Here is a 22449-nt window from a genome sequence, read left to right on the forward strand (position 1 = left end):
TATTATAGCATCATTTACCTTTTTATACAAACATAAGTTCGAAAAAAATAGTTGACCGGAACAATTGTTCGTACTATACTGAAATTATTAATACGAACAAATATTCTTATGAGGTGAAAAAATGAAAAAAGAAACAATCTTTTATATCCTAGCTTTCTTCGTTGTATTCATAGCTGTTACCGGAGCAATATCATTTTCAGGTAGTAATAATCGACTTGAAAACTTTCATCAAGTTAAAATAGAAGAGGGAGACAGTTTATGGAGTTTAGCTGAACAATTCCACGAGAATGCCAATATTACAAAACAAGAATTTGTTGAATGGGTCCAGGATAAAAATAACATTCATTCTAGCACTATTAAGCCAGGAGATTTAGTGGTTGTACCATTGGATAAAGAAGAATTTTATCAAATGGAGCAGATCGCTAGCGAGTAGATAGTAGATTTGGCGATTTTAACTAGAGCGTAAATTAGATAGAACAGTAGGGTGATAGGTATTGAAAGCAATTATATACTGCAGAGTAAGCACTGATAAAGAAACTCAAGATACTTCTATCGAAAGACAGAAAGAAGAATTAGAACAACTTGCAGCATTACATAAAATTTCAGTAGTAAAAGTTATTGAGGAACGGCAGAGTGGTTATGACGTGGATCGGGACGGAATCATTGAAGCACTTGCATTAATTAAGGATAATCAGGCAAGTGTTCTCCTAGTTCAAGATGATACCCGTTTAGGCCGGGGGCATGCTAAAATAGCTCTATTACACGAATTAAGAAAATTAGGGGCAAAAGTATTTACTCTAAATGAGCAGGGTGAACCTGAATTATCCGAAACAGATTTAATGGTTTTAAATATCCTTTCAGCGGTAGAAGAATTTCAAAGAAAGCTCGTTAATTATAAAATTAAAAGAGGAATGAATCGGGCGATTGAAAACGGATATAGACCTCAGGATAACTTATCAAATTTAGATCAGGGCGGGGGAAGAGAAAAAATAGATGTTCCCATTGAAGAAATTATAAAACTGCGAAGTAAAAACCTTACTTTTCATGAAATCGCAGCAACTCTTAGAGGTATTGGTTTTCATGTAAGCAAAGCTACGGTTCATAGAAGATATAAAGAATATCTCGATGGTGTAAACAGCGATAAGGAATAAAAATTTAAAATGCATTTCCATTCAATTTGAGATGCCAAATGGTTGTCATTTTGGTCTCCTTTTAGTATGATGACATGTATATTAACATATGGACTTTTTTTATGAAGAAATAGCCAACTAAGCTAAAGCCATTTTTTAGTTATATTATATTTATAAGTTGGTTATTGATGATAAACAGACTAAAGGAGAAATGAATAATATGCTGCCAAAAGAAAAAATTGATCGTATAAATGAGTTATCAAAGAAGTCTAAATCAGAGGGATTAACGGAAAAAGAACAAAAGGAACAACAATCATTACGTCAAGAATACTTAACAGCTTTTCGTTCTTCAATGAAAAATACGTTAAAAGGTGTAACTGTTGTGGATCCTAATGGAAATGATGTAACTCCGCAAAAATTAAAAGATGAAAAGAAAAAGTTTAATTTACATTAAAAGGAATGGATCTGAAGATTTATTCCTTTTTTATATTTAAAGGAGTATAGTTACACGTTTAGTGCATGACATGAGTCTTGGAAAGATTAAAATAAATGACATAACGCGATAGAAGTAGATGATATGATTGGCTTTGATTTTATGATTCTTCGACAAAAATAGTGCCTTCTTTCTCCGTCTTAAGACAATTCTTGCTTGCAGGTTCTTTTATAATAATAGAAATGGGGATGCAAGAGGAGGAGTGAAAAGGTGAGACACTATTATATTTATTTAATAGAAGAGGAATTTGCAAGTCATTACTTTGGTCGTGAGTCAAAAATATATCACCTGTTTCAAGACTTTCACTGGACAACTGTCCGTTCAAATCATGTAGCAACACTGGAAAAACAGATTAATTATATTACAAAGCCTATTCCAACCTTATTTATACATCAGCTTCTAGGTACACATCTGGGTAATCGTGCGGATTATCAAAATGTTCGTCATATACATAAGATTGAACTTAAGGCCAATCGAGGGAACGCCACCTTAATCGTAAAAGACCGTTACCTAGAGCTTTCTTCTGACGGAAGTTATGAGGCTGAAACGATATTTTTCGAGGTGCTAAGAAAGTTTGACCCATGTTTTTTAGCGATGGATTTACAAGGTGAACGATATGGCTGGTTAAATCCGATAAAAGAAAGAAATTTTGGCTAAAAATGAAGAAATTATATTTCAAATGTTGTATAATATCGTAGGGTTTAGTACACTGTAAGATAGACAACATGAAGGAGGAAATATAATGGACTTATGGGTTGTTATTCTAGTAGGCATTCTAGCACTACTTGCTGGAGTTGCACTAGGATTTTTCATTGCGCGTAAATACATGATGACTTACCTAAAGAAAAATCCACCAATTAATGAACAAATGTTAAAAATGATGATGATGCAAATGGGTATGAAACCATCGCAAAAGAAAATCAATCAAATGATGAAAGCAATGCAAGGTCAAATGAAATAATAAATCCCATAAATAAAGGTTTATGAAAGTATATAGTAAAATAAAATGGATTAAAAGGGATGATACGGTGAATCTTTCCCGGTAATTTTCATTTTATTTTGTCTTATCTTTCTTAAACCTAACCTAAGACTACTTTTCCTGTAGAAAAATTCAGCAGGGAAGGTGGTCTTTTCTTGTTGTTAGAAGATGTGTTGCCATCACTGTGAAACTGTGAAACAAAGGTTTACCCCACAGAGTTTGAAAATAAGCGTCAAAAATGAAAACACTTCAAACATTATTTAGTTGAAAAAAGAGGAGTTACTGACCTTGAAAGTGTATCAGATCATGATTTAAAACCTTTTATTGGAATCAATCAACGATCAGGATTACAACCAAAAGGGCAGTGCGTATTGTCATACGGCATGGGGTTACTTAAAGTTTTATAAAGCAGCCCCGCACGATTATTATGCAAATGTTTGGATTGATAGCTATAATGGTACTGCTAAAAGAGGATATGCAAGTTGTGCCAATTCTGGTGGTAACGGATGGATTATGAAAGGTCAGACTACCTGTTATACTGCTCAAATGTGGAATAAAGATCCTTATAACGCTTTGGCAAAAGCAGGTATTTATAATTCAAGGTGGGGATCTTGTTCAATCTGCGAACACTGGTCGTTACTAAAATGTTATAAAAATAGTAAATAATATTCATTAACCACTGACTATTACCAGTGGTCTTTTTCTGTATCTTAAATTTGAATCAATCAAATGAAATATAAAAGATTGTTAAATAAGAATTAGATAGATTATACAATGAAAACTCCTTCCCATTAAGAGGTTTTTGATTTCTTCATTGTTTTTTGTAACTTGATTAAGCCTAACCACTTTTTCTGCTGAAAAAGTGGTTTTTTGTTCAATAAAAATTGCCGAACTTACAAATGAATTTGTTTAAGTGCCTGGACAAGAAAAACGGAGATATATGAAAGGAAATGTCACTCATACTATTAATTATTATTTAAGTGCTATTAAATGACAAAGAGGGTTATCAAACTAAAGTTGAGGAATGGCATTAAAGATAAAATCAATTTAGATAAAAACGGTGCACGCTACACCAGCGTGCTTTTATCTTAGTTGAAAGGTTTTATTTAGTATTTATAGTTTACAGTTGATACTCATGAATAATAAACTCTGTTTTTTTGTGCTTGGTCGTCTTTTATATACTGAGTCAACAATATATCAAGCTCTTGACTATATTGAATAGAAATCGTTGAGTTTATCCCGTTTTTTAGGACAATATCAATTAGTTCGGCTCGTTTCTTTTCAATTAACTTTAGCATTTCTTGTTTAGACACGAGAACTGTCCTTTCTAATCATGTTTGTTATTAACAAATTTTACCCTGTTTTTGAAATAAATTCAAAGGAAGATACTAGAAACAGCATTGAATCTATTATAAAGGCATCCTGTGTTGAAAGAAAAGAAGAAAATGTAATTTGTTATTGAAATGACATAAAACTGTCACATGATTATAGATATAAAGAAAGGGCATCTTTGCTAGAATAAAGTAGACATTCTCTTTAGGAGGAGTAAGATGACGGATGTAAACATTTTTTTGGCATTTGGCGCAGGTTTCTTATCTTTTATCTCGCCATGCTGTTTGCCGCTTTATCCTGCATTTTTATCTTATATTACAGGGGTTTCTGTTGGTGAATTAAAAACGGAAAATGCTTTATTACAAAAACGAAGTTTGTTTCATACGATTTGCTTTCTAATCGGATTTTCATCCATTTTTATTGCCTTAGGTTTTGGTACTTCTTTTATTGGTGAGTTTTTTCAAAATTACCAAGATCTTATTCGTCAAATAGGAGCAATCTTAATTGTGGGCTTCGGACTGATGATTTTAGGGGTTTTTACACCCGAGTTTTTGATGAAAGAACATAGATTCGAATTTAAGAATCGTCCTGCTGGTTATTTTGGTTCGGTCCTTATTGGGTTAGCATTTGCAGCAGGGTGGACACCTTGTACAGGACCGATCTTGTCAGCTGTTATTTGGATGGCTGCTACAAATCCTGGTTCAGCCATGCTCTATATGATTTCCTATATTTTAGGATTTGCAGTTCCATTTATTGTCTTATCGTTCTTCATAGGAAAACTTGGTTGGATCAAAAAGCATAATGTAAAAATTATGAAAATAGGCGGCTTTCTTATGATAGTAATGGGGATATTACTCTTCTTTGATTTAATGACTTCTATTATTATTTTCTTAACTGGGATTTTTGGCGGCTTTACAGGATTTTAATTTTTTCAGTCTTTTAAGAACAATCATTTTGAGTCAATTTTACTATGCTTAAAGGAACTTTTTGATATAATGATAATAAGAGTGATTACAATTGCTTATGATGAGAAAGAAACGCACTTTTACCACTTCTAAATGCAATCGCCTTCACTTTAGAAGTTTGACTATTATCAGGCTTCCTTTATCATTTATGGGGAGGAACTAGGCATGGCTAGAATTTTAATTGTTGATGATGCCAAGTTTATGAGAATAACGTTAACAAATATCTTAATAAAGGCAAACCATACAATTGTCGCTGAAGCAGAAAATGGAATAGAAGCGATTGAACTTTTTGTTAAAGAAAAGCCAGATTTAGTAACGATGGATATCACAATGCCAGAAAAAAATGGACTTGACGCGCTAAAAGAGATAAAGCAAGACTATCCCGATGCAAAAATTATTATGTGCTCGGCAATGGGCCAGCAAAAAATGATAGTAGATGCAATTGAGGCGGGGGCAAAGGATTTTATTGTAAAGCCCTTTGAAGAAAGCCGTGTAATTGAAGCAGTTAATCGTGTTTTAAGTTAAGTGGACATTTGGGGGCTGTCTCAACAGGGTCTGATCCTACTAATGAACAAAAATATATAGAACTGAGGTGGTTCAATATATTTTGTTTTACGGATCTGGCCATTTGGTCTGAGACAGTCCTTTTCACTATCTAAGAGTAAATAGAAAGATTATGTAGGTAATTATGGAAATATCGTTTATACTAAGACTAGTTAGTTGTTGAGTAAAGGATTGATTTGTTTGATTACAATTATTTCTTCCTTTGTTGCAATTGGGATGGCTTTGTTGGTTTTATTTGTTCGAATGAAATCTGCTAAGAAGCCTGCAACCGCAAAGAAGATTATTTTGCCGCCAATATTTATGAGTACGGGAGCACTCATGTTTATCCATCCGATGTTTCGAGTAACTGTTGCTGAAATTTTTGAAGCTCTATTAGTAGGAATGGTTTTTTCAATCCTATTGATCAAGACTTCAAATTTTGAAATAAGGGAAAATAATATCTACCTAAAACGCTCTAAGGCGTTCGCATTTATTCTAATCGGATTGTTACTTATTCGTATAATCATGAAATCATATTTAAGTAGTACGATTGACTTAGGAGAGTTAAGCGGAATGTTTTGGATTCTTGCATTTGGAATGATTGTTCCATGGAGAATCGCAATGTATATTTCTTATAAACGAGTTAAGGAACAGCTTGATTCATCGACAAATATACCGACAACTTAATTTTTTGTCTTGCGGTTTCCCAGCTTCTTTGTTACGTAGGAGGCTCGTGCCTTTCGCTAAAAAATACTTAATATCAAAGCAAAAACAAAGGATACATAGAAAAGAGGCTGTCTCAATAGATCCCTTTCGAACAAAGGGAACCAATTGAGACAGCCTCTTTTTCATTCAAATAAACAAAACAACTCATATCTTAAAAGAGTGCTTTGTATGCTGTGTAATCGATCTGCTTCTCTTTTAATCGCTTAATGAGAAATTTATGATCGCGTTTTGGAGTTGCCATGATATATCCTCTGATCACTAAATCTAACGTAATTTTTGAGGCATTTTCGTTTAAGGCAAGCTCTCCAATTTTGCCGGCGATTTTTTGACGGGCCACATCTCGAAAGAGCTCTGGAACAGGTTCTACCAGTTCCTCCAGCAATATTTTTTCATTCTGAGTCCATAAATGTTTTGTTTTGGCTAGATAGTAATCCTGCCAATCTAAGTCTGACTTGCCATCTTCTTTTGGCAGTCGTTTGAGAAATTTTCGGAACATAAAAAATCCGCCGATTGCTAACATTGAGACTAAAAAAACGGTCCAAAACAGGATAAACCATAAAAACCAGCCTTCTAGCAATTCTATCACCTCTTATGAAAAAACTTGTCCCATATTAACAGGCAGCTAGCCTAACTCTTTCGAACAATTGGTTCGGAAGAAAGGACTAAACTGCCTTGTTTTTCACTTTATCCCCATTCTAAACTGAGTAAAACCTCAAAAGATCCGACGATTGATGGGATGTTAACCACAGGATGTGGTGCGATAAGTCTCAGCACAGCATCACCATGAGTGAAGGATAGCGGACTAACTTTGCTGCGTCCTGTGGCAAGCGGGCACTTGTACAACCAGTCCTTCAAAGAAACAACTCCACTGATGGAAGTCCTCTTTATTGTTATTATACACATGGATGGTAAAGGTGAAAACTATTCTTGATGACCATAGGCATGATGTTCTTTTGCTAAGAGGAGCAATGCTTTCTTGACTGCTTCAACCTTTTTTCGATCATAGGATGAAGTCATTAATTCATTTAATTCAGCTTGAACATGAAACATTGAATGTTTATAGAAAATATCAAGTCGAATTGTCCCAACATCAGTGGGTAAATAAACAAATTCACAGGTACGTACCATCGTCGGCTCCTCCTAGAAATCCGCAATTATGTATAAATCCATCAAATTTTTGCCAAAAAAGGGTATCTACATCAATAATAGCAGATAGCAAGCATATTTTCACTCTATATAAATAAAAAAGTGCCTGATTTAAAAATCAGACACCAGTTCCTTCCGATCCGTACATGGTTAAGTGTCCCGCAACAAGCGAATGTTTCGGAAGGAACATTATTACTTTATCATGGTGGTTTATGCTAAGTAAAGCTCCAAATATTTGTAAAACAAACATATACCGATTATCGAGCAGCAAAACTCCTTTTCCCTAAAAACAGTGACGGTAAGTGAGGAGGTAAACTGCCAGTAAAGAATCGGCTATGCTAATGATGTCCCAGAGCAATGCTAATCCCTGCCTATACTCTTCCTTCATCAAACCCACACTTTACACCAATAGGGAAATATGTATTTAGCGAATAGTTAGTAAGCGTTCATATAAAGTATGTATTTCTTTACAACTATCATGCAAAAAAACTCAATACTTTCTTAGATTAAGAAAAGGATTTTTATGATAGCAGGGAGAATAAATTATTCAATGGTATTAATGCTAAAAAGCGAAAGTAAATCGTGAGGGGATTTTAATGATTGTTTATGAGGACAAAACTTCCTTTTTCATGACGGAACAACATGAGCATGCATTATTAGCTGAATGTTTTGCTCAAAACTGGAAAGATGAATATTTTTTCGGTGATGAAAATAAAGAGGCGGTTTTATTTGCTATAGCTCAACATGATCGTTCATGGCTTGATGTAGATGTGTCGCCTGTTTGGAACGATAAAGTAAATAAACCCTATACCTTTATTGATTTTCCCCATTCCATCAAGTTATCTTTTTATGAAAAGGGAATCGATGAAATTGAGGAAAAAAACGCTTATTCAGCACTCCTAAGCAGTATTCACTATACACGATTTTTTGATGGAATGAACTTAGATAAACGTATGACTTCCTTTCTCAACAAGGAAGTCGATAGACAAAAGCGCTTATTAGCTGCTTTACACCTTAAAGAAAATGATAAAAACGTTTCGTTTCATTATCATTTGCTAAAATTTTGTGATCACCTCTCGTTATTTGTCTGTATGCAGGAAGCGGGAACAGTTGAGGAAAAGGTTCATAGTTGGTTTAAAAAAGGTATTGTTCAGCCATTTTCATTTTTTAAAGAAGATATGTTTAATGTAAAATGGAAAAACGAGGTTGAAATCAGTCTTCAGCCATTTCCTTTTAGAAGGGAATTTGAGGTTTCGATTCCAATGCGGGAGGTCTCGAAAGTGCTTTTGAAAAAAAACGGGATTCTCGAAGCGTTTCATCAAACGCCTGCACATGAAAGAAGGGTAACAATTACTTCAAAGTAGAAATGAAATTCAAAAAATAAAACGTTTTCAATTGATTATCATGATTTTTTTGGTATGATAATATCGAATACTATCTTATGGGGAAAGGAAGTACATAGATGAATAATAGAATAGCAGTTCAATTGTATACCTTGCATGGAGAATGTGAGAAAGATTTTTACGGTACATTAGAAAAAGTAGCTGAATTAGGTTTTAACGGAGTAGAATTGGCAGGTTATTGGGGGAAGGAAGCAAAAGATTTAAAGGCTACTCTTGATCGCCTTGGACTTAAAGCAGTTAGCAGCCATGTATCTTTAGAAAGAATGGAAGAAAATCTCGAAGCAGAAATTGAATATTTAAAAGTTCTTGACTGCTCTAATATTGTATGCCCTTACTTAGTGGAAGATAGACGCAATGATTATGCAGGGTTGGTTAAGCGGTTAAATGAAATTGGAGAAAGAAGTCAAAAAGAGGGAATTTCTTTAAGTTATCATAATCATGACTTTGAGCTTGAAAAAGATAATGGGAAATCACATCTTGAGCGCCTTTTTGAAGAAACGAATCCTGAGTATGTGAAGGCAGAATTGGATGTTTATTGGTTAACGTTAGCAGGTGAAAATCCGCTTGAATGGATGGAAAAATATTCTGATCGCATGCCGTTAATTCATTTGAAAGACATGACGACAGATAGCGAGAGAACCTTTGCTGAATTAGGAACCGGCGGGGTGGATATTGAAGGTGTTTTAAGAAAAAGCAAGGAAACGCAAATTCAATGGTTTGTCGTGGAACAAGATCGTTCTAAACGAACTCCATTAGAAAGCATTGAGATAAGTTTACAATATTTAAAAGAAACGTTACCTAAAATCGGTTAAGTAAAAAACGCAAAGGGTCAGCACGAACATGCAGTCTGACCCTGCTTTATTTATAGTTTGGATTGACCATTATTGAGTTTTCGGAAGATTGAAGGGGAGATCTTTTTTTGTTCTTTAAATACACGTGAAAACGTTTGGAACGATTGATATCCTACCTCCAAGGCAATTTCTGTTACCGGAATCGTGGTCGAAGTTAATAAGCTGCATGCATGGCGAATCCGAATTTCATGTAAAAAATGAACGAAATTAAGACCTACATGTTCCTTAAATAGTTCACTTAAGTAAGGGACGCTAACATGGAAATGTTTTGCCAATTTTGATAACGTAATATCTTCTTGATAATGAATGTGGATATATTGAATGATGTCCCAAATGATGCCTTTTTTTGCTGATGAGGAACTCGGAACGGACTGGAATTGCTTCCCTTTTCTGTTCCTTTCAAATAAAACAAGTACTTCTGCCAATTTTGCTTTAATGACTATTTCTTTATATGGTTTCGTACCGTTATATTCTGCCAACATCTCTTCTAAAATCTGCTTTATTTTATAAAAATACTCATCTTCAAGATTAAGATAAGGGTTGGATTCACATTCTCCTGTTTCAGATAATAATCCTTGCAGACCAATATCATGGATAAGTCCTAAATCAAATATACAATTAAATAATAATAAGGGCTTGTCTTTTTCGGCCACGATTTCATGAATTTGATAAGGCAGTATAAACGTAAATGTCCCTGCTTCCATTTCATGCTTCTTTCCATTTATCACCTCATGGCCTAGACCCTCAATCACTAACGAAAATTCAAGGTAATCATGGCGGTGGGAGGGGAAGGCTGATTTTATCTCATTAATGGATAGGTGAAACGGAAATGTTGAGTCCATATTGGGATATGTAGATAAATACATAGGGAAAATTGTCATAAAAGCCATTTCCTCCTTTAACAGAAAACTATGCTAAAGCTAATGTTAATAATTTTAATTTTCATTCCATGTGATAGGAGCGCAAGATGTGAGGCTCCTGCGTGAACAACCTGACAAGAGACTCTTAGACCATCCGCAATAGATGAGCCTGCAGCGGAAGTCATCTGGCAAGTTTATCAGATCATACAGAAAAAATGAGATAAATAGATGAAAAATTGATCAGTTTTTTTACAGATTTTATTTTATCATATTTGTAAGCGTTATTATCAACACTTTGCTGATCGTATCTAATGATAAAACAATTAGTAAATGGAGGTATACATATGAAAAATAAAATAAGATTAGGAATGATAGGGGCCGGAGCAATTGGCAGTGTTCATTTAGGGGCATTTAATAGATTATCAGACGAAGTCGTCCTTCAAGGAATTACTGACGTATACCAGCCTTTAGCTGAAAAACGTGCAGAGGAATTTGGAATCTCTCAAGTTTTTACAAGTGCGGAGGAATTGATTCACGATTCGCAAATCGATGCTGTTATTATCGGTGTACCGAATAAATGGCATGCACCGCTAGCGATTCAAGCATTAAAAGCAGGGAAGCACGTTCTTGTTGAAAAACCAATGGGGATAGATAGTGAAGCGGCAAAGGAAATTGTGAGGGCACAGCGTGAGTCGGGCAAAGTGGTAATGGTTGGACATCAAATGAGATGGCAATGGCAAATTCAACAAGTGAAGGAACAAGTTGATAAAGGCGCATTAGGGAAAATCTATAATGCAAAAACTGGCTGGTTCCGCAGAAAAGGGATACCAGGGTGGGGAAGCTGGTTTACGCAAAAGTCTGAAGCAGGCGGAGGTCCATTAATTGATATCGGTGTCCATATGCTGGATCTAGCACTTTATTTAATGGGAAATCCAAAGCCAGTGTCTGTATTCGGCTCAACCTATGCAGAATTTGGACCAAAGAAAAAAGGAATAGGGACATGGGGAACACCGAACTGGAATGGTCATTACGATGTGGAAGATTTGGCGACAGCCTTAATTAAAATGGAGGATGGTTCTACGCTTTCCTTAGAGGTAAGCTGGGCTGTTCATATGGATACAAGCAATAAACCATTTATCCATTTAATGGGCTCAGAGGGTGGTGCATCACTTAGCGGCAGCAGTGCAAAAATCCTAACAGAACAATTTGACCGTGCCCTTGATATTGACCTTTCTGCTCCAGAAAATCAAGAAGATGACCGCATCCGTTTAAGCAAGCATTTTATCGAATGTATCCATGAAGGAAAGCAGCCAATAACGTCTGCAATGTCTGGCTTAACAAATAATCTTATTCTTGATGCAATCTATGAATCTTCCAAAACAGGCCGAGAAGTGATTTTAGATTGGAATATTTAATTAAAATTAAGCTGTTGGTTTCGAATTTCGGTACCGTTTCTTAATGAATTGGCAGCTTTGGTTAAGTTCATTGATAACTTGGCAAGCTGTTAATTTAAAACAGATCTTTACTTGCCTCCTGATCTCTCGATAAAAACGTGAGTATCTGTGGAGGAGATCAACCGTTTCATAAAGCTAAGACTATTAAAATAAAAAGGGTGTGAACGATATGTTAAAAGGTATTACAAAAGCGGGATTAGGTGAGATCTCGGATGATAAAAAGTTCATTGAATTAGCTGCAGAATTCGGTTTCCAATCCGTAGATATAGATGCAAAAAGCTTCATTGATGCATACGGCTTGGAAAACGCGAAGGAAATTTTACACAAAAATAATATCGTCATCGGGGCGATTGGACTGCCTGTTGAATGGCGTCAATCAACTGATCAATTTAATGCTGATCTTCCTAATTTAGCAGCAGCAGCAAAAGCTGCAGCAGAATTAGGGTGTACACGCTGCTGTACCTATATATTACCATCAACAGATCTTAAAGCAGCTAGTCTGATGAGTCTGGCAGTAAAACGGTTAAAAATCTGTTCTGAAGTTTTAGGTGCTTACGGGATAAGATTAGGTTTAGAATATGTCGGGCCACATCATTTACGAACAGCTTGGCAAAATCCATTTATTTGGACTCAACAAGAAACCCTAGACTTAATTGATGCCATTGGCTTACCTAATGTCGGCTTATTGTTAGATTCCTATCATTGGTATACTACAGGCTTAACAGGTGAGGATTTAGTAAAATTAAGCGAAAATCAAATTGTTCATGTTCATATAAATGATGCTTCTGAACTTCCTATTGAAGAATTAAAGGATAATGATCGTTTATATACTGGTGAGGGAGTAATCGACTTGCCATTGTTTTTACGCAGTATAAAACAAACTGGATATAAAGGATCTGTCTCACAAGAGGTGTTAACACCAAATGCACCGAATCAATCGGCTGAAGAGCTTTTAAGAAGATCAAAACTTGGATTTGATAAGGTGTTTGGTGAATTGTAATGGATTTATACATTTAATAACATTGGTTCTATATTGAGGTGTATTCCAAAAATATACTTTCCATTAAAAAGGATTAATAAGATTGCATTGAGAACTCGTCTATGATTAGACGGGTTCTTTGCTATAATATGAACAAGGAGTTAAGAAGTGTAATAGGAGGTGAAATATTTGGTTTTACACTATCAAGAGTATGGGGATAAAAATGCAACACTAATTGTCTTTATTCACGGTGCTGGAGTGAGCAGTTGGATGTGGGATTCTCAAATTCGCCACTTTACTGATTATCATTGCGTAACAGTTGATTTGCCAGAACAAGGGCTAAGCTGCAATAGCGAAAATTTTTCAATTAGATCTAGTGCAGAAAGAATCATTGAGTTGATAACCAAAATAGCAAACGGGAAAAAAGTAATGGTTATTGGGTTCTCATTGGGGGCTCAAGTAACTATTCAGATGTTAAGCTTGAAACCAAATTTGATAAATTATGCCATCATAAATAGTGCGTTAGTTAGACCAATTCCATATGCGAAAATATTAATAAGACCCTCCATTAAATTAACCTTTCCAATGATTAGATATAAATTATTTTCAAAACTTCAAGCTAAAACCCTCTATTTGGATAAAGAAAACTTTGAAAAATATTATAAGGAAAGCTGTCTAATAAAATCAGATACTCTTATAAGAATATTAGAAGAAAATATGGCATTTGAAATACCTAATAAATTTAAGAAAGCGAATGGAAAGATATTAGTTACTGTTGGGGAAAGGGAAAAATCAGTAATGAAAAAATCAGCCAGTGATATAGTTTCAAATAATCCTAATTCTATAGGAATAATTATACCAGACATTGGCCACGGCGTTTCTTTAGCAAAACCGGATCTCTTTAATCAAATGGTTAAAATGTGGGTAGAAGACACTAGTTTACCAAAGGAAGTAAAGGTAATTGAGTGAACACAAGTACTTATAGTCAATGAGGAAATTTATTAGCGGCACACTATTCGTTATTATATCAATCATTTGCAATGACTTTTAACTAACCATAAAATTGACAACATTTTTTCGTTGTAAAATATTTATTGTAGCAGGTCGACTACGTTAAATATTTAGTTGCCAAAACAACGATGTAACAGGATCAATAGCATACTTTTTTTATATGCCATTTATCCTGTCATTTTCTTGGTTTTAACCATCTTTACGGATGTCTCAATGCCATTTTTCACTCTTTTTTAATGTAAGTGGTTCTCAATCTAAAAATCAGCCAGCATTTTCCCCAGCGGCCCATTTTTATCAATGATATCGATGATGTCATATATAGAAATAGGGAACATTGGATAACCAGCTGGTCTTGGTGTAATTTCATATCGTTGGAAATAAATAACGAGCGATTTGTCGGCAAGATAAAAATCCTGGTTAGGACGAATTGTATCAAATGGCTGAAGGGTGTTCATGTTCCTTTTATTAATTTGATCCTTTACTAAAGCTGAGAGACGTTTCAGATAATCGCTATTTTGGTTAAAGAGATCAGACAAAGTGTAGATTTTACCCGTTCGAATATCGGCATTTATAGAAGAAAGATTGTCAATTGGATGTGCCAGCTTAGGACCTGTAGCAAAATTATTTAGGTTAATGCTAATAATACCGCGTTGATTATTTTTCACTTCATAATCACCGACTAATTCTGTAATGTAGATTTGTTGATAGCTTTTGTTAAATAATTTGTTTACCTTACTAAGAAGCCCTTTATTCAGCTTGTTTTGGATAACAAGGTTTTTTGGCCATTGCAGCTGAGGATAATAAATGATACCTGTCGGTGCTAAAATCATCATTGTTTGGATTGGGACTGGCAAGCGAACTTCTTCCATTAAAACACGACCCTTACCTGAATATATTTGGTATTAAGATATTCATAATTAAATTTTGTGTTCGGTTGAATGCAGGTGAAGTTTGAAAATAGGAAAACATAATAAGGCTGCAATTTTAGAACGAAACTCTGACTCTAGCTTTTCCTTTTCATAGAATGATGGTATCCTTTATCTAAGTACACAATGAAAGGTAACTGTTCCACCTTCTTTAATGGAGTTGACCGTACCTTTATGTGAAAACGTTCTCATTTTTCTATAAAAACTAGTGCATTGGAGGAAGCCATCGTGACAACGAAAGCAAATGTAAGTCTAGTAGAGAGTTTAGAAGTTCCAAAAATGATGAAAGCAGCAGTTATGAATAAGCCTTTTGACATTGAAATTCAGGAAGTAGACGTACCACACATCCAAGGTAATGAAGTATTAGTAAAAGTAATGGCTGTGGGAGTTTGCGGCTCAGATATCCATTATTATGAACACGGCAAAATTGGGCGTTATGTTGTTGAAAAACCAATAATATTGGGGCATGAATGTGCGGGCATCGTTGTGAAAGTTGGAGAGCATGTAACAAAAGTAAAGGTTGGAGATCGTGTAGCAATTGAGCCGGGCATTACTTGCGGATATTGCGATTATTGTAAAGAGGGAAGGTATAATCTTTGTCCAGACGTTCAATTTTTAGCGACACCGCCTGTTGATGGGGCGTTTGTTCAATACATAAAACATCGTGAGGATTTTTTATTCCCTATTCCAGATGATCTCTCATATGAAGAAGCTGCATTGGTAGAACCATTTTCTGTTGGTATCCATGCTGCAAATCGAGCAAATCTGAAACCGGGGTCAACTGTCGCAATAATGGGAATGGGTCCAGTTGGATTAACGGCCATTGCAGCTGTTAAAGCCTTTGGTGCTACAAAAATCATTGTAACTGATTTAGAAGATAATCGTCTGGATGCTGCAAAAAAGCTTGGGGCTACACATGTGATCAATGTCTTGGAGCAAGACCCAAATGAAGCGATAAATAGTATTACCAATGGAAAAGGAGTAGATGTGGCGTTTGAAACAGCTGGAAACCCGAGAGCATTGCAATCAGCACTTAAAGCAGTTAAACGCGGCGGTAAAATGGCCATTGTAGGTCTTCCTCCACAAGATGAGATTGCTTTAAATGTCCCATTAATTGCTGATAATGAGCTGGATATTTTCGGAATCTTTAGATATTCTAATACTTACCCTCAGGGTATAGAGTTTTTACAATCAAAAAATACAGATTTAAAGAGTCTAATAACCGATAAATTTTCATTAGAAGAAACGAAGGAAGCAATGGAACGGGCGCGTCTTAATAAAAAATCAAGTTTGAAGGTTATCGTTTATCCTAATGGTGAATATTAATAACTTTTTCTAAAGCATAGGATGTCTAAGTATATGTAAAATAAAGCATACCAGCATTAAATGCAATAATGCTGGTATGCTTTATTTGCTTAAACAAGGCGTCTCCTCTTTATAAAGGGAAAGAAGGTATAATTTTTTTGTACTGCCTAGTTTTCTGTCTAGCTTCAGCGCCTAGCACCGCAAGGATTGCCACACAGGAACAAAGAATGCCTTCTATTCCAGAGCGTCTAATGCTCGGCGGGTTTGGTCAAGGCGCTTACGTATCTGTTTATTATTGACCATCTGCACCATTTTGTGTCACTCTTCGAACATGATCATCTTCATAGTTATTTTCACGTAATTTTTCGACTTTGTCGTTGATTAATTGCTTTTGATCAACCTCTTGAGATGGTGTTTGTTTTTGCTTCGGCATATTGAAAACCTCCTTTAATCAGCGATAAGTTTAGTTTTCCTAAATCCAATAATAAATATGATAGGTACAATAAATTTTCCATTCAATTTTCCGCTGAAATACCTATAGGGTTATATTACCATGCCTTTCACAGGATCTTTTTTGTTACTATTTGATAGACTAAATGGTAGTGAAAGGGTTGAAGAAGATGAAGAAGCGCTTCCTCCTCCTAACAATTACATTTATTTTTATTTTCATTGGAGGATTTTTTTCAGGAATATTTTATTCTAATTCTAATATAGAGCAGAGAAATATACAGCTGGCACCTAAATCAGGTAAACAACCAAAGCAAAAACCAGCACCTAAAATTGAACAGACACAACCAAACGTATTAATTGGTTATGTTCAGGATTTTCGCGATCCAGCTACAATTGATTATTCGAAATTATCACATATTATTTTTTCATTTGCTCACCCGGCAAAAGATGGCAGTGTTTTAATGAATGGTGAAAGTGCTTTATCAAACTTAAGAGCAATGGTGCAAAAAGCCCATAAACAAGACACGAAGGTCATGCTTGCTGTTGGTGGCTGGTACCATCTTCATGGTGGAGAGTCATACAACTACTTTAAAACAGCGATTGCAAATTCATCGTCACGCACAAAGCTAATTAATGGATTAATGGAAATCGTTGAACGGGAAAACCTTGATGGGATTGACATTGATTTTGAACATCCGCGTACAGAAGAGGACGCTAAACATCTAACTGCATTTACAAGATCATTAAGTTCAATTTTACATTCAAAGAATAAGGAACTCTCAATAGCAGTTTATTCAAAAATTCATAGTGTATCAGGCGAAGTTGTGACATCAGTGATTTATGAACCAACGATGTTTAAACATGTTGATCATGTCAATATCATGGCATATGACGGTCAATGGGATGGTGAATATAACGCAGCCAATTTATCACCATATCCGTTCACTGAAAACATCGTAAATTATTGGGCAACGCTCTTTGAAAAACATGGAATCTCAAAGGAAAAGCTTGTGTTAGGGGTTCCTGTTTACGCTCAGCCCGAAAATTTATCAATTAATCAAGCGTCATACGCGGCGATTATCAACAATGATCCTAAAAATGCCATGCGTGACCGTGTTGAAATGAATGGTACGATTTATCATTACAATGGGGTAGCAACGATTCAGAAGAAAACAAAACTTGCGCTTGATAACGGATTTGGCGGGATGATGATATGGGAATTGGGTCAAGATGCTCATGGTGAGGATAGTTTAACTAGTGTGATGGCCAAAATGATTGAGGAAAAACATTTGGAGGAAAATCAATTTTTCTTAAGTAAACATATAGAAAGACAAAAACTGTTGGGCAACCGACAGTTTTTTGTTTATCTGGTTTAATTGTATATAGATTTTTTACTGAGTGTATTTTTTGATTTTTCATACAATTGCCACAATATAGTAACCTGCTTTCGACAAGCAGTCTTATTACCCTTATTTTATACTAAACTATATGAACGACAAAAATACTAAATGGAGGAGATAAGACATGTTAAAATTTTGTTTAAAGCATTATTTTTTAGAAGAAGGAGATCGACTCATAATAGAAGAAGCTCTTATTCAGCTCTATTCAGAAAAAGAAGAAGATATTTTTCATTTAGATGATCCTGCACTTATTGAATTATACAATAAAAGCTTTAAAGAAAAATCCTTTACATAAATCACATTTTTACTTGTACTTTACTATGACTATGAATGAAAGGAAGTCCATTTGAAAACGATGCTGCTATCTGATAGGACGCCCCTTGAAAAATGGTTATTCCTTATACAATGTAACACACGTTATAATATCGTTAAAAAGAATAAGAATAAGAATTAAGGATAAGGAAGAGTGTTTATGGATTTAACTTCAGGGACATGTAATCAGCTATTAGTTCATTTTTTACCACATCATAATCAATGGGATGTTTCGAGTGGAAAAAGCGGTTATAACAATACTACCCGCTATGTAAAAAGCAATAATGATAAATTCATTCTGCGTATATATGACACACATAAGGATGATGAAAAAGTAAAGCTTGAACACGAAGTACTATTAAAACTTAACGAAATTCAAGAATTACCTTTTAAGGTCCCCCAACCAGTTTTTACGGAAAAAGGGGAAACATTTCTCCGATTACAGGATGGTTCAAATAAAATCGCCTGTCTCTATTCTTACATAGATGGAGAAAACCCGAATTTTGAAAAAGACCAGCTGCTGTATTCCTTTGGACAAAAAACGGGATTCTTATTAGATGCATTAAATAAGATCTCAGTAAATCAGTCTCTTATTTATCGGCCATATTATGAAATAGAACATACACATCCTAGTTGCAGCATTGATTTTGTCACTAAATGGTGTAAAAATCCCCCACAGGTATTTGAAGAATATCAATCAAAATTAACATGGATTGCAGAGCAAATGGCAGCCTTCCAATTATTTTTACCACAGTTAAAGGCCTTGCCGCATCAATTGATACATGGGGATTTAAATGCGTCCAATGTATTATGCAGAAACGGAAAAATCAATGCCATTTTAGATTTTGAATTTGTAACAAATGATCTGCGTGTAATGGAAGCAGCAGTTTGTTTGTCAGAAATAATGATCAAAGAACAAAATGAATCCATGCTCTGGGAGAAATTCCGCTCTTTTATTGAGGGTTTTTCGTCCGTCATGACGTTAACTAAGCCTGAAATAGAGGCACTGCCTGTATTAATTCAATTAAGAAGGTTAGATGTTTTTGTTCATTTTTTGGGTAGGTACATGGATGGAATTGATAAAGAAGAAATCCTTAAGGAGCAAATTGGTAAAACAGCTGCTAATCCTAATTGGTTGAGTGGTGGAGGGGAAAAGCTAACTCGTTTGTGGAAAAGGATAGATAGAGGATGAGGAAACTAAAAATCAGATTTCTTTTTAGTTTCCCCTCTGGTTATTTATCTTGATTATTCAGTTCTTCCCTTATTCGTTCATCTTCCTCCTCGACACAAATACGAGTAATTTGCTCATTAAGCATATGATGTAAATAATCTGTTTCGTCACAAATGATTTTGTCTCGATCTTTCATGGATATAAAATCTCCTCTTGTTTTTACTATTATATTGCTTTAAAAACCTTACATGTATACAACAAGAAGTGATTCGATGAAAGGACTTAACTCGTAAAATGAGGATAAAAGCATATAAGCCGCCATCATGATGAAGTTCATGATAGCGGCTTATTATAGCATTGATTATCTCATTATGTTTATAATGTACATAGGTTTTCAGAGCCTGACTGAGAACAAAGAACATGTTTTAATTCTTTCTCAGTTGCTTCATAAAATTGACGGCCATCAGGCATTTTATATAAATTCTTATGTAGGAGGGCATCGATGATTTCACTCTTGGTGTTATTTTTTTGTTTTGTGATTTCAGACATGAATATCACTCCTTATTGAAAGCGTTTACATGTTACATTTTAAACAAATATGATAGATTTGTCAAATAGGTAAATCACGTTTATTATTTGTGTAACGTGAAGGATTATAAAGTGAAAGTGATCTATGGAGGTATGGTTATCAGGATGAGCACAGATTATAAAACATACGGATTTCGTTTTCTTGATACGGCAAACGGCCCATTTTGTCAGTTATTTGCAGTGGGATACGAATATGTGAACGACTATAGGTACATTTGGGATGGATTAAAAAGAGTTGATGGGCCCTTATTTTTATTCCAATACACGATATCAGGCTATGGTTGTGTTGAAATGAATGGAGAAACCTTTCAAGTTGGTCCAGGCCATGCATTTATGGTGGAAATCCCCAGCAACCATCGTTATTATCTACCTGAAAAAAGTAATAGTTGGGAATTTTATTATATTCTTATTAGGCCCAATGCAATTGTCGAACAGTGGGAAGAGTTAGTCAAACAGCTTGGGAGAGTTCCGAAAATACCTGAGGATAGCTCTGTTATTCTATTTTTGAAAAATGTTTTTTCGGCTGCAGGGAAAAATCATATCTCTGATGGATTTCGGGCATCTTCTATTGTTTATCAATTCATCATGGAGCTTTACCGATTCAGTAATGCATATAAAAAAGAAATAAATACATGGCCAGCCACGATAAAAACAGCTGTCGAATATATGGAAGAAAACTATGCATCTTTACAAAGCTTAGAGGATATAGCGGATGCAGTAGGATTATCCAAATATCACTTTACAAGGACATTTAAAAAAACGACAGGTTATACGCCGATTGAATATGTAACAAAGATCCGCTTGGAAATAGCGGTAAAATTACTTCGCCATACAGAACTAACGATCGATGAAATCGCCCGTGAAATAGGATATTCAACAGGTAGTTATTTTATTAAAGTGTTCCGCCAATGGTTAGGCTTTCCGCCTGGGGAATTTAGGCTAGGAAAAGATCTAGCTTATGTGAATCAGTTTACATTCGACTAGAAAATTAAAGTGAAGTACATAGGATTTTAAGATTAAACAGCAATATATTACATAGCAAAGCAAAACTTTATCATAGATTAAGAGATTTCATTCCTTTTATGATAGTAAATAAGAAGCAATATTAAGATATAGAAAGGGAATGAAATTGATGAAACATTTAGAATTTGCAAAAATACCTCCATTAGGCTGGAACAGCTGGGATTGTTATGGTGCTACAGTAACCGAAGAAGAAGTAAGGGGGAATGCTGATTATATCGCAGCCAATTTAAAGCATTATGGCTGGGAATATGTTGTTGTGGATATTCAATGGTATGAGCCTGGAGCGGTATCTTCTGTTTATCGGCCATTTGTCCCTTTGGAAATGGATGAGTATTCCAGATTAATACCTGCTGTCAACCGCTTTCCTTCCGCGAAAAATGGTAGTGGCTTCAAGGCTCTTGGCGAATACATTCATAGTCTTGGATTAAAGTTTGGCATCCATATTATGCGCGGAATTCCCCGTCAAGCGGTTCATGCAAATACACCAATTCTTGGCACGCATGTAAGAGCAAGAGATATTGCCCATCCAAATTCAATCTGTCCATGGAATACGGATATGTACGGGGTGGATGCTTCTAAGCCAGGAGCACAGGAATACTATGATTCACTTTTCAAATTGTATGCTGAATGGGGAGTTGATTTTATTAAAGTAGATGATATTGCTGCATCTAGACTTTATGATATTCATCTTCCAGAAATTAAGATGATTCGGAATGCAATCGATAAGTGTGGCAGAGAGATTGTCTTAAGTCTATCACCTGGACCTGCGCCAGTAGAACATGCGGAAGAACTTAAGGCAAATGCAAATATGTGGAGAATGACGGATGATTTTTGGGATCATTGGGATCTTCTATATGCTATGTTTGAAAGATGTGAAACTTGGAGTGAACATGTAAGTCCTGGATCTTGGCCTGATTGTGACATGCTTCCGCTGGGTCATATCGGAATCCGTTCAGTAGATGGCGGTGGAAGTGACCGTACGACCCGCTTTACGAAGGATGAGCAATTAACAATGATGACACTGTGGAGTATATTTAAATCTCCATTAATGTTTGGGGGAGAGCTCCGTGATAATGATGAATGGACGTTGTCCTTATTAACAAACGAAGACGTGCTTGCAATGCATCGAAACAGCCATAGCAATAGGCTTGTTTATCGGGAAGATGACAAAATCGTTTGGACAGCAAAGGATGAGCATTATTCGTATGCTGCGCTATTTAATGCTGGAAATGAAACAAGATCTGTCAGTGTAACACTTGAACAATTAGGATTATTCTCTCCTAAAAATGCAATCGATCTATGGAATCGTACAGACGAAGGGAGAATAGACCAAGTTTTTGAATCAATAATTCCAGCTCATGGTGTGAAGCTATTAAAGCTTTCTTAATAAAGAAGAGGTATT

The 22449-nt window shown here is 35.3% G+C and carries 28 protein-coding genes; 19 read left to right on the forward strand and 9 right to left on the reverse strand.

The window, feature by feature from the left end:
* Positions 1 to 121 precede the first annotated feature (121 nt).
* The 5 genes from WQ54_RS11710 (at position 122) to WQ54_RS11730 (ending at position 2584) form a co-directional block, all read left to right on the forward strand.
* Positions 122 to 433, forward strand: a complete 312-nt coding sequence (locus tag WQ54_RS11710) for a LysM peptidoglycan-binding domain-containing protein (protein WP_046516660.1) — start codon at positions 122 to 124, stop codon at positions 431 to 433.
* A 61-nt stretch (positions 434 to 494) separates the two neighbouring features.
* A complete protein-coding gene (locus WQ54_RS11715) occupies positions 495 to 1151 on the forward strand; it encodes a recombinase family protein (RefSeq protein ID WP_046516662.1) in 657 nt (218 codons plus the stop codon).
* A gap of 199 nt (positions 1152 to 1350) precedes the next feature.
* Positions 1351 to 1584: a DUF896 domain-containing protein gene (locus tag WQ54_RS11720; RefSeq protein ID WP_046516665.1), complete on the forward strand. Its 234-nt coding sequence runs from the start codon at positions 1351 to 1353 to the stop codon at positions 1582 to 1584.
* 249 nt (positions 1585 to 1833) lie between these two features.
* A complete protein-coding gene (gene sirA, locus WQ54_RS11725; protein WP_046516667.1) occupies positions 1834 to 2280 on the forward strand; it encodes a sporulation inhibitor of replication protein SirA in 447 nt (148 codons plus the stop codon).
* An 85-nt stretch (positions 2281 to 2365) separates the two neighbouring features.
* Positions 2366 to 2584, forward strand: a complete 219-nt coding sequence (locus WQ54_RS11730; RefSeq protein WP_046516671.1) for a YneF family protein — start codon at positions 2366 to 2368, stop codon at positions 2582 to 2584.
* 1151 nt (positions 2585 to 3735) lie between these two features.
* Here the strand turns inward: WQ54_RS11730 and WQ54_RS11740 are convergent.
* Positions 3736 to 3915: an aspartyl-phosphate phosphatase Spo0E family protein gene (locus WQ54_RS11740; protein ID WP_046516677.1), complete on the reverse strand. Its 180-nt coding sequence runs from the start codon at positions 3913 to 3915 to the stop codon at positions 3736 to 3738.
* A 237-nt stretch (positions 3916 to 4152) separates the two neighbouring features.
* Here WQ54_RS11740 and WQ54_RS11745 point away from each other — a divergent pair, with 237 nt between their 5' ends.
* The 3 genes from WQ54_RS11745 to WQ54_RS11755 all read left to right on the forward strand — a co-directional run bounded on the left by WQ54_RS11745 (position 4153) and on the right by WQ54_RS11755 (position 6129).
* Positions 4153 to 4860, forward strand: a complete 708-nt coding sequence (locus tag WQ54_RS11745; RefSeq protein WP_046516680.1) for a cytochrome c biogenesis protein CcdA — start codon at positions 4153 to 4155, stop codon at positions 4858 to 4860.
* A gap of 204 nt (positions 4861 to 5064) precedes the next feature.
* A complete protein-coding gene (locus WQ54_RS11750) occupies positions 5065 to 5424 on the forward strand; it encodes a response regulator (protein WP_046516681.1) in 360 nt (119 codons plus the stop codon).
* 219 nt (positions 5425 to 5643) lie between these two features.
* The gene (locus tag WQ54_RS11755) at positions 5644 to 6129 is read left to right on the forward strand and encodes a CcdC family protein (protein ID WP_046516684.1); all 486 of its coding nucleotides are present in this window, start codon (positions 5644 to 5646) and stop codon (positions 6127 to 6129) included.
* A gap of 190 nt (positions 6130 to 6319) precedes the next feature.
* Here WQ54_RS11755 and WQ54_RS11760 read toward each other — a convergent pair whose 3' ends face one another.
* From WQ54_RS11760 to WQ54_RS11765, 3 genes are all read right to left on the reverse strand, one after another.
* The gene (locus WQ54_RS11760; protein ID WP_046516688.1) at positions 6320 to 6745 is read right to left on the reverse strand and encodes a DUF2621 domain-containing protein; all 426 of its coding nucleotides are present in this window, start codon (positions 6743 to 6745) and stop codon (positions 6320 to 6322) included.
* 107 nt (positions 6746 to 6852) lie between these two features.
* A complete protein-coding gene (locus WQ54_RS33555) occupies positions 6853 to 7023 on the reverse strand; it encodes a hypothetical protein (protein WP_156177895.1) in 171 nt (56 codons plus the stop codon).
* 66 nt (positions 7024 to 7089) lie between these two features.
* The gene (locus WQ54_RS11765; protein WP_046516691.1) at positions 7090 to 7296 is read right to left on the reverse strand and encodes a hypothetical protein; all 207 of its coding nucleotides are present in this window, start codon (positions 7294 to 7296) and stop codon (positions 7090 to 7092) included.
* A 614-nt stretch (positions 7297 to 7910) separates the two neighbouring features.
* Between WQ54_RS11765 and WQ54_RS11770 the strand changes: the two genes are divergently transcribed.
* Positions 7911 to 8678, forward strand: a complete 768-nt coding sequence (locus WQ54_RS11770; protein ID WP_046516694.1) for a DUF3891 family protein — start codon at positions 7911 to 7913, stop codon at positions 8676 to 8678.
* Between the two features lie 98 nt (positions 8679 to 8776).
* Positions 8777 to 9529, forward strand: a complete 753-nt coding sequence (locus WQ54_RS11775; protein WP_046516696.1) for a sugar phosphate isomerase/epimerase — start codon at positions 8777 to 8779, stop codon at positions 9527 to 9529.
* A 50-nt stretch (positions 9530 to 9579) separates the two neighbouring features.
* On the opposite strand, the gene WQ54_RS11780 is transcribed toward WQ54_RS11775, so the two are convergent.
* A complete protein-coding gene (locus WQ54_RS11780) occupies positions 9580 to 10449 on the reverse strand; it encodes an AraC family transcriptional regulator (RefSeq protein WP_046516699.1) in 870 nt (289 codons plus the stop codon).
* A 317-nt stretch (positions 10450 to 10766) separates the two neighbouring features.
* On the opposite strand from WQ54_RS11780, the gene WQ54_RS11785 reads away from it, so the two are divergent.
* From WQ54_RS11785 to WQ54_RS11795, 3 genes are all read left to right on the forward strand, one after another.
* Positions 10767 to 11843 carry a Gfo/Idh/MocA family protein gene (locus WQ54_RS11785; protein ID WP_156177903.1) on the forward strand — a complete coding sequence of 359 codons (1077 nt, stop codon included), beginning with the start codon at positions 10767 to 10769 and terminating at the stop codon, positions 11841 to 11843.
* A gap of 208 nt (positions 11844 to 12051) precedes the next feature.
* Positions 12052 to 12882 carry a sugar phosphate isomerase/epimerase gene (locus WQ54_RS11790; protein WP_046516705.1) on the forward strand — a complete coding sequence of 277 codons (831 nt, stop codon included), beginning with the start codon at positions 12052 to 12054 and terminating at the stop codon, positions 12880 to 12882.
* Between the two features lie 168 nt (positions 12883 to 13050).
* Complete coding sequence (locus WQ54_RS11795) at positions 13051 to 13830, forward strand: alpha/beta fold hydrolase (RefSeq protein WP_046516708.1); 780 nt, start codon at positions 13051 to 13053, stop codon at positions 13828 to 13830.
* Between the two features lie 296 nt (positions 13831 to 14126).
* Here the strand turns inward: WQ54_RS11795 and WQ54_RS11800 are convergent, their stop codons facing one another.
* Positions 14127 to 14741: a DUF3298 and DUF4163 domain-containing protein gene (locus tag WQ54_RS11800; protein ID WP_046516710.1), complete on the reverse strand. Its 615-nt coding sequence runs from the start codon at positions 14739 to 14741 to the stop codon at positions 14127 to 14129.
* A gap of 339 nt (positions 14742 to 15080) precedes the next feature.
* Here WQ54_RS11800 and WQ54_RS11805 point away from each other — a divergent pair, with 339 nt between their 5' ends.
* Positions 15081 to 16124, forward strand: a complete 1044-nt coding sequence (locus tag WQ54_RS11805; RefSeq protein ID WP_084822006.1) for an NAD(P)-dependent alcohol dehydrogenase — start codon at positions 15081 to 15083, stop codon at positions 16122 to 16124.
* Between the two features lie 271 nt (positions 16125 to 16395).
* Here WQ54_RS11805 and WQ54_RS34260 read toward each other — a convergent pair whose 3' ends face one another.
* A complete protein-coding gene (locus tag WQ54_RS34260) occupies positions 16396 to 16536 on the reverse strand; it encodes a hypothetical protein (RefSeq protein WP_197089584.1) in 141 nt (46 codons plus the stop codon).
* 187 nt (positions 16537 to 16723) lie between these two features.
* Here WQ54_RS34260 and WQ54_RS11810 point away from each other — a divergent pair, with 187 nt between their 5' ends.
* The 3 genes from WQ54_RS11810 (at position 16724) to WQ54_RS11815 (ending at position 19457) form a co-directional block, all read left to right on the forward strand.
* Complete coding sequence (locus WQ54_RS11810) at positions 16724 to 17929, forward strand: glycoside hydrolase family 18 protein (protein ID WP_046516713.1); 1206 nt, start codon at positions 16724 to 16726, stop codon at positions 17927 to 17929.
* 148 nt (positions 17930 to 18077) lie between these two features.
* Complete coding sequence (locus WQ54_RS33560; RefSeq protein WP_156177897.1) at positions 18078 to 18248, forward strand: hypothetical protein; 171 nt, start codon at positions 18078 to 18080, stop codon at positions 18246 to 18248.
* Positions 18249 to 18425: 177 nt separating this feature from the next.
* Complete coding sequence (locus WQ54_RS11815) at positions 18426 to 19457, forward strand: phosphotransferase (RefSeq protein ID WP_046516716.1); 1032 nt, start codon at positions 18426 to 18428, stop codon at positions 19455 to 19457.
* 40 nt (positions 19458 to 19497) lie between these two features.
* On the opposite strand, the gene WQ54_RS35255 is transcribed toward WQ54_RS11815, so the two are convergent.
* A complete protein-coding gene (locus WQ54_RS35255) occupies positions 19498 to 19632 on the reverse strand; it encodes a hypothetical protein (protein ID WP_269431567.1) in 135 nt (44 codons plus the stop codon).
* A gap of 179 nt (positions 19633 to 19811) precedes the next feature.
* Complete coding sequence (locus WQ54_RS33565) at positions 19812 to 19985, reverse strand: hypothetical protein (RefSeq protein ID WP_156177899.1); 174 nt, start codon at positions 19983 to 19985, stop codon at positions 19812 to 19814.
* Between the two features lie 144 nt (positions 19986 to 20129).
* Between WQ54_RS33565 and WQ54_RS11820 the strand changes: the two genes are divergently transcribed.
* Entirely contained in the window at positions 20130 to 21008 is an 879-nt protein-coding gene (locus WQ54_RS11820; RefSeq protein ID WP_046516719.1) for an AraC family transcriptional regulator, read from the forward strand.
* A 148-nt stretch (positions 21009 to 21156) separates the two neighbouring features.
* The gene (locus tag WQ54_RS11825; protein ID WP_046516722.1) at positions 21157 to 22434 is read left to right on the forward strand and encodes a glycoside hydrolase family 27 protein; all 1278 of its coding nucleotides are present in this window, start codon (positions 21157 to 21159) and stop codon (positions 22432 to 22434) included.
* Positions 22435 to 22449: the final 15 nt, after the last annotated feature.

Origin of the sequence: Bacillus sp. SA1-12 (genome assembly GCF_000981385.1) — a bacterium.
Classification (GTDB): domain Bacteria; phylum Bacillota; class Bacilli; order Bacillales; family Bacillaceae; genus Metabacillus.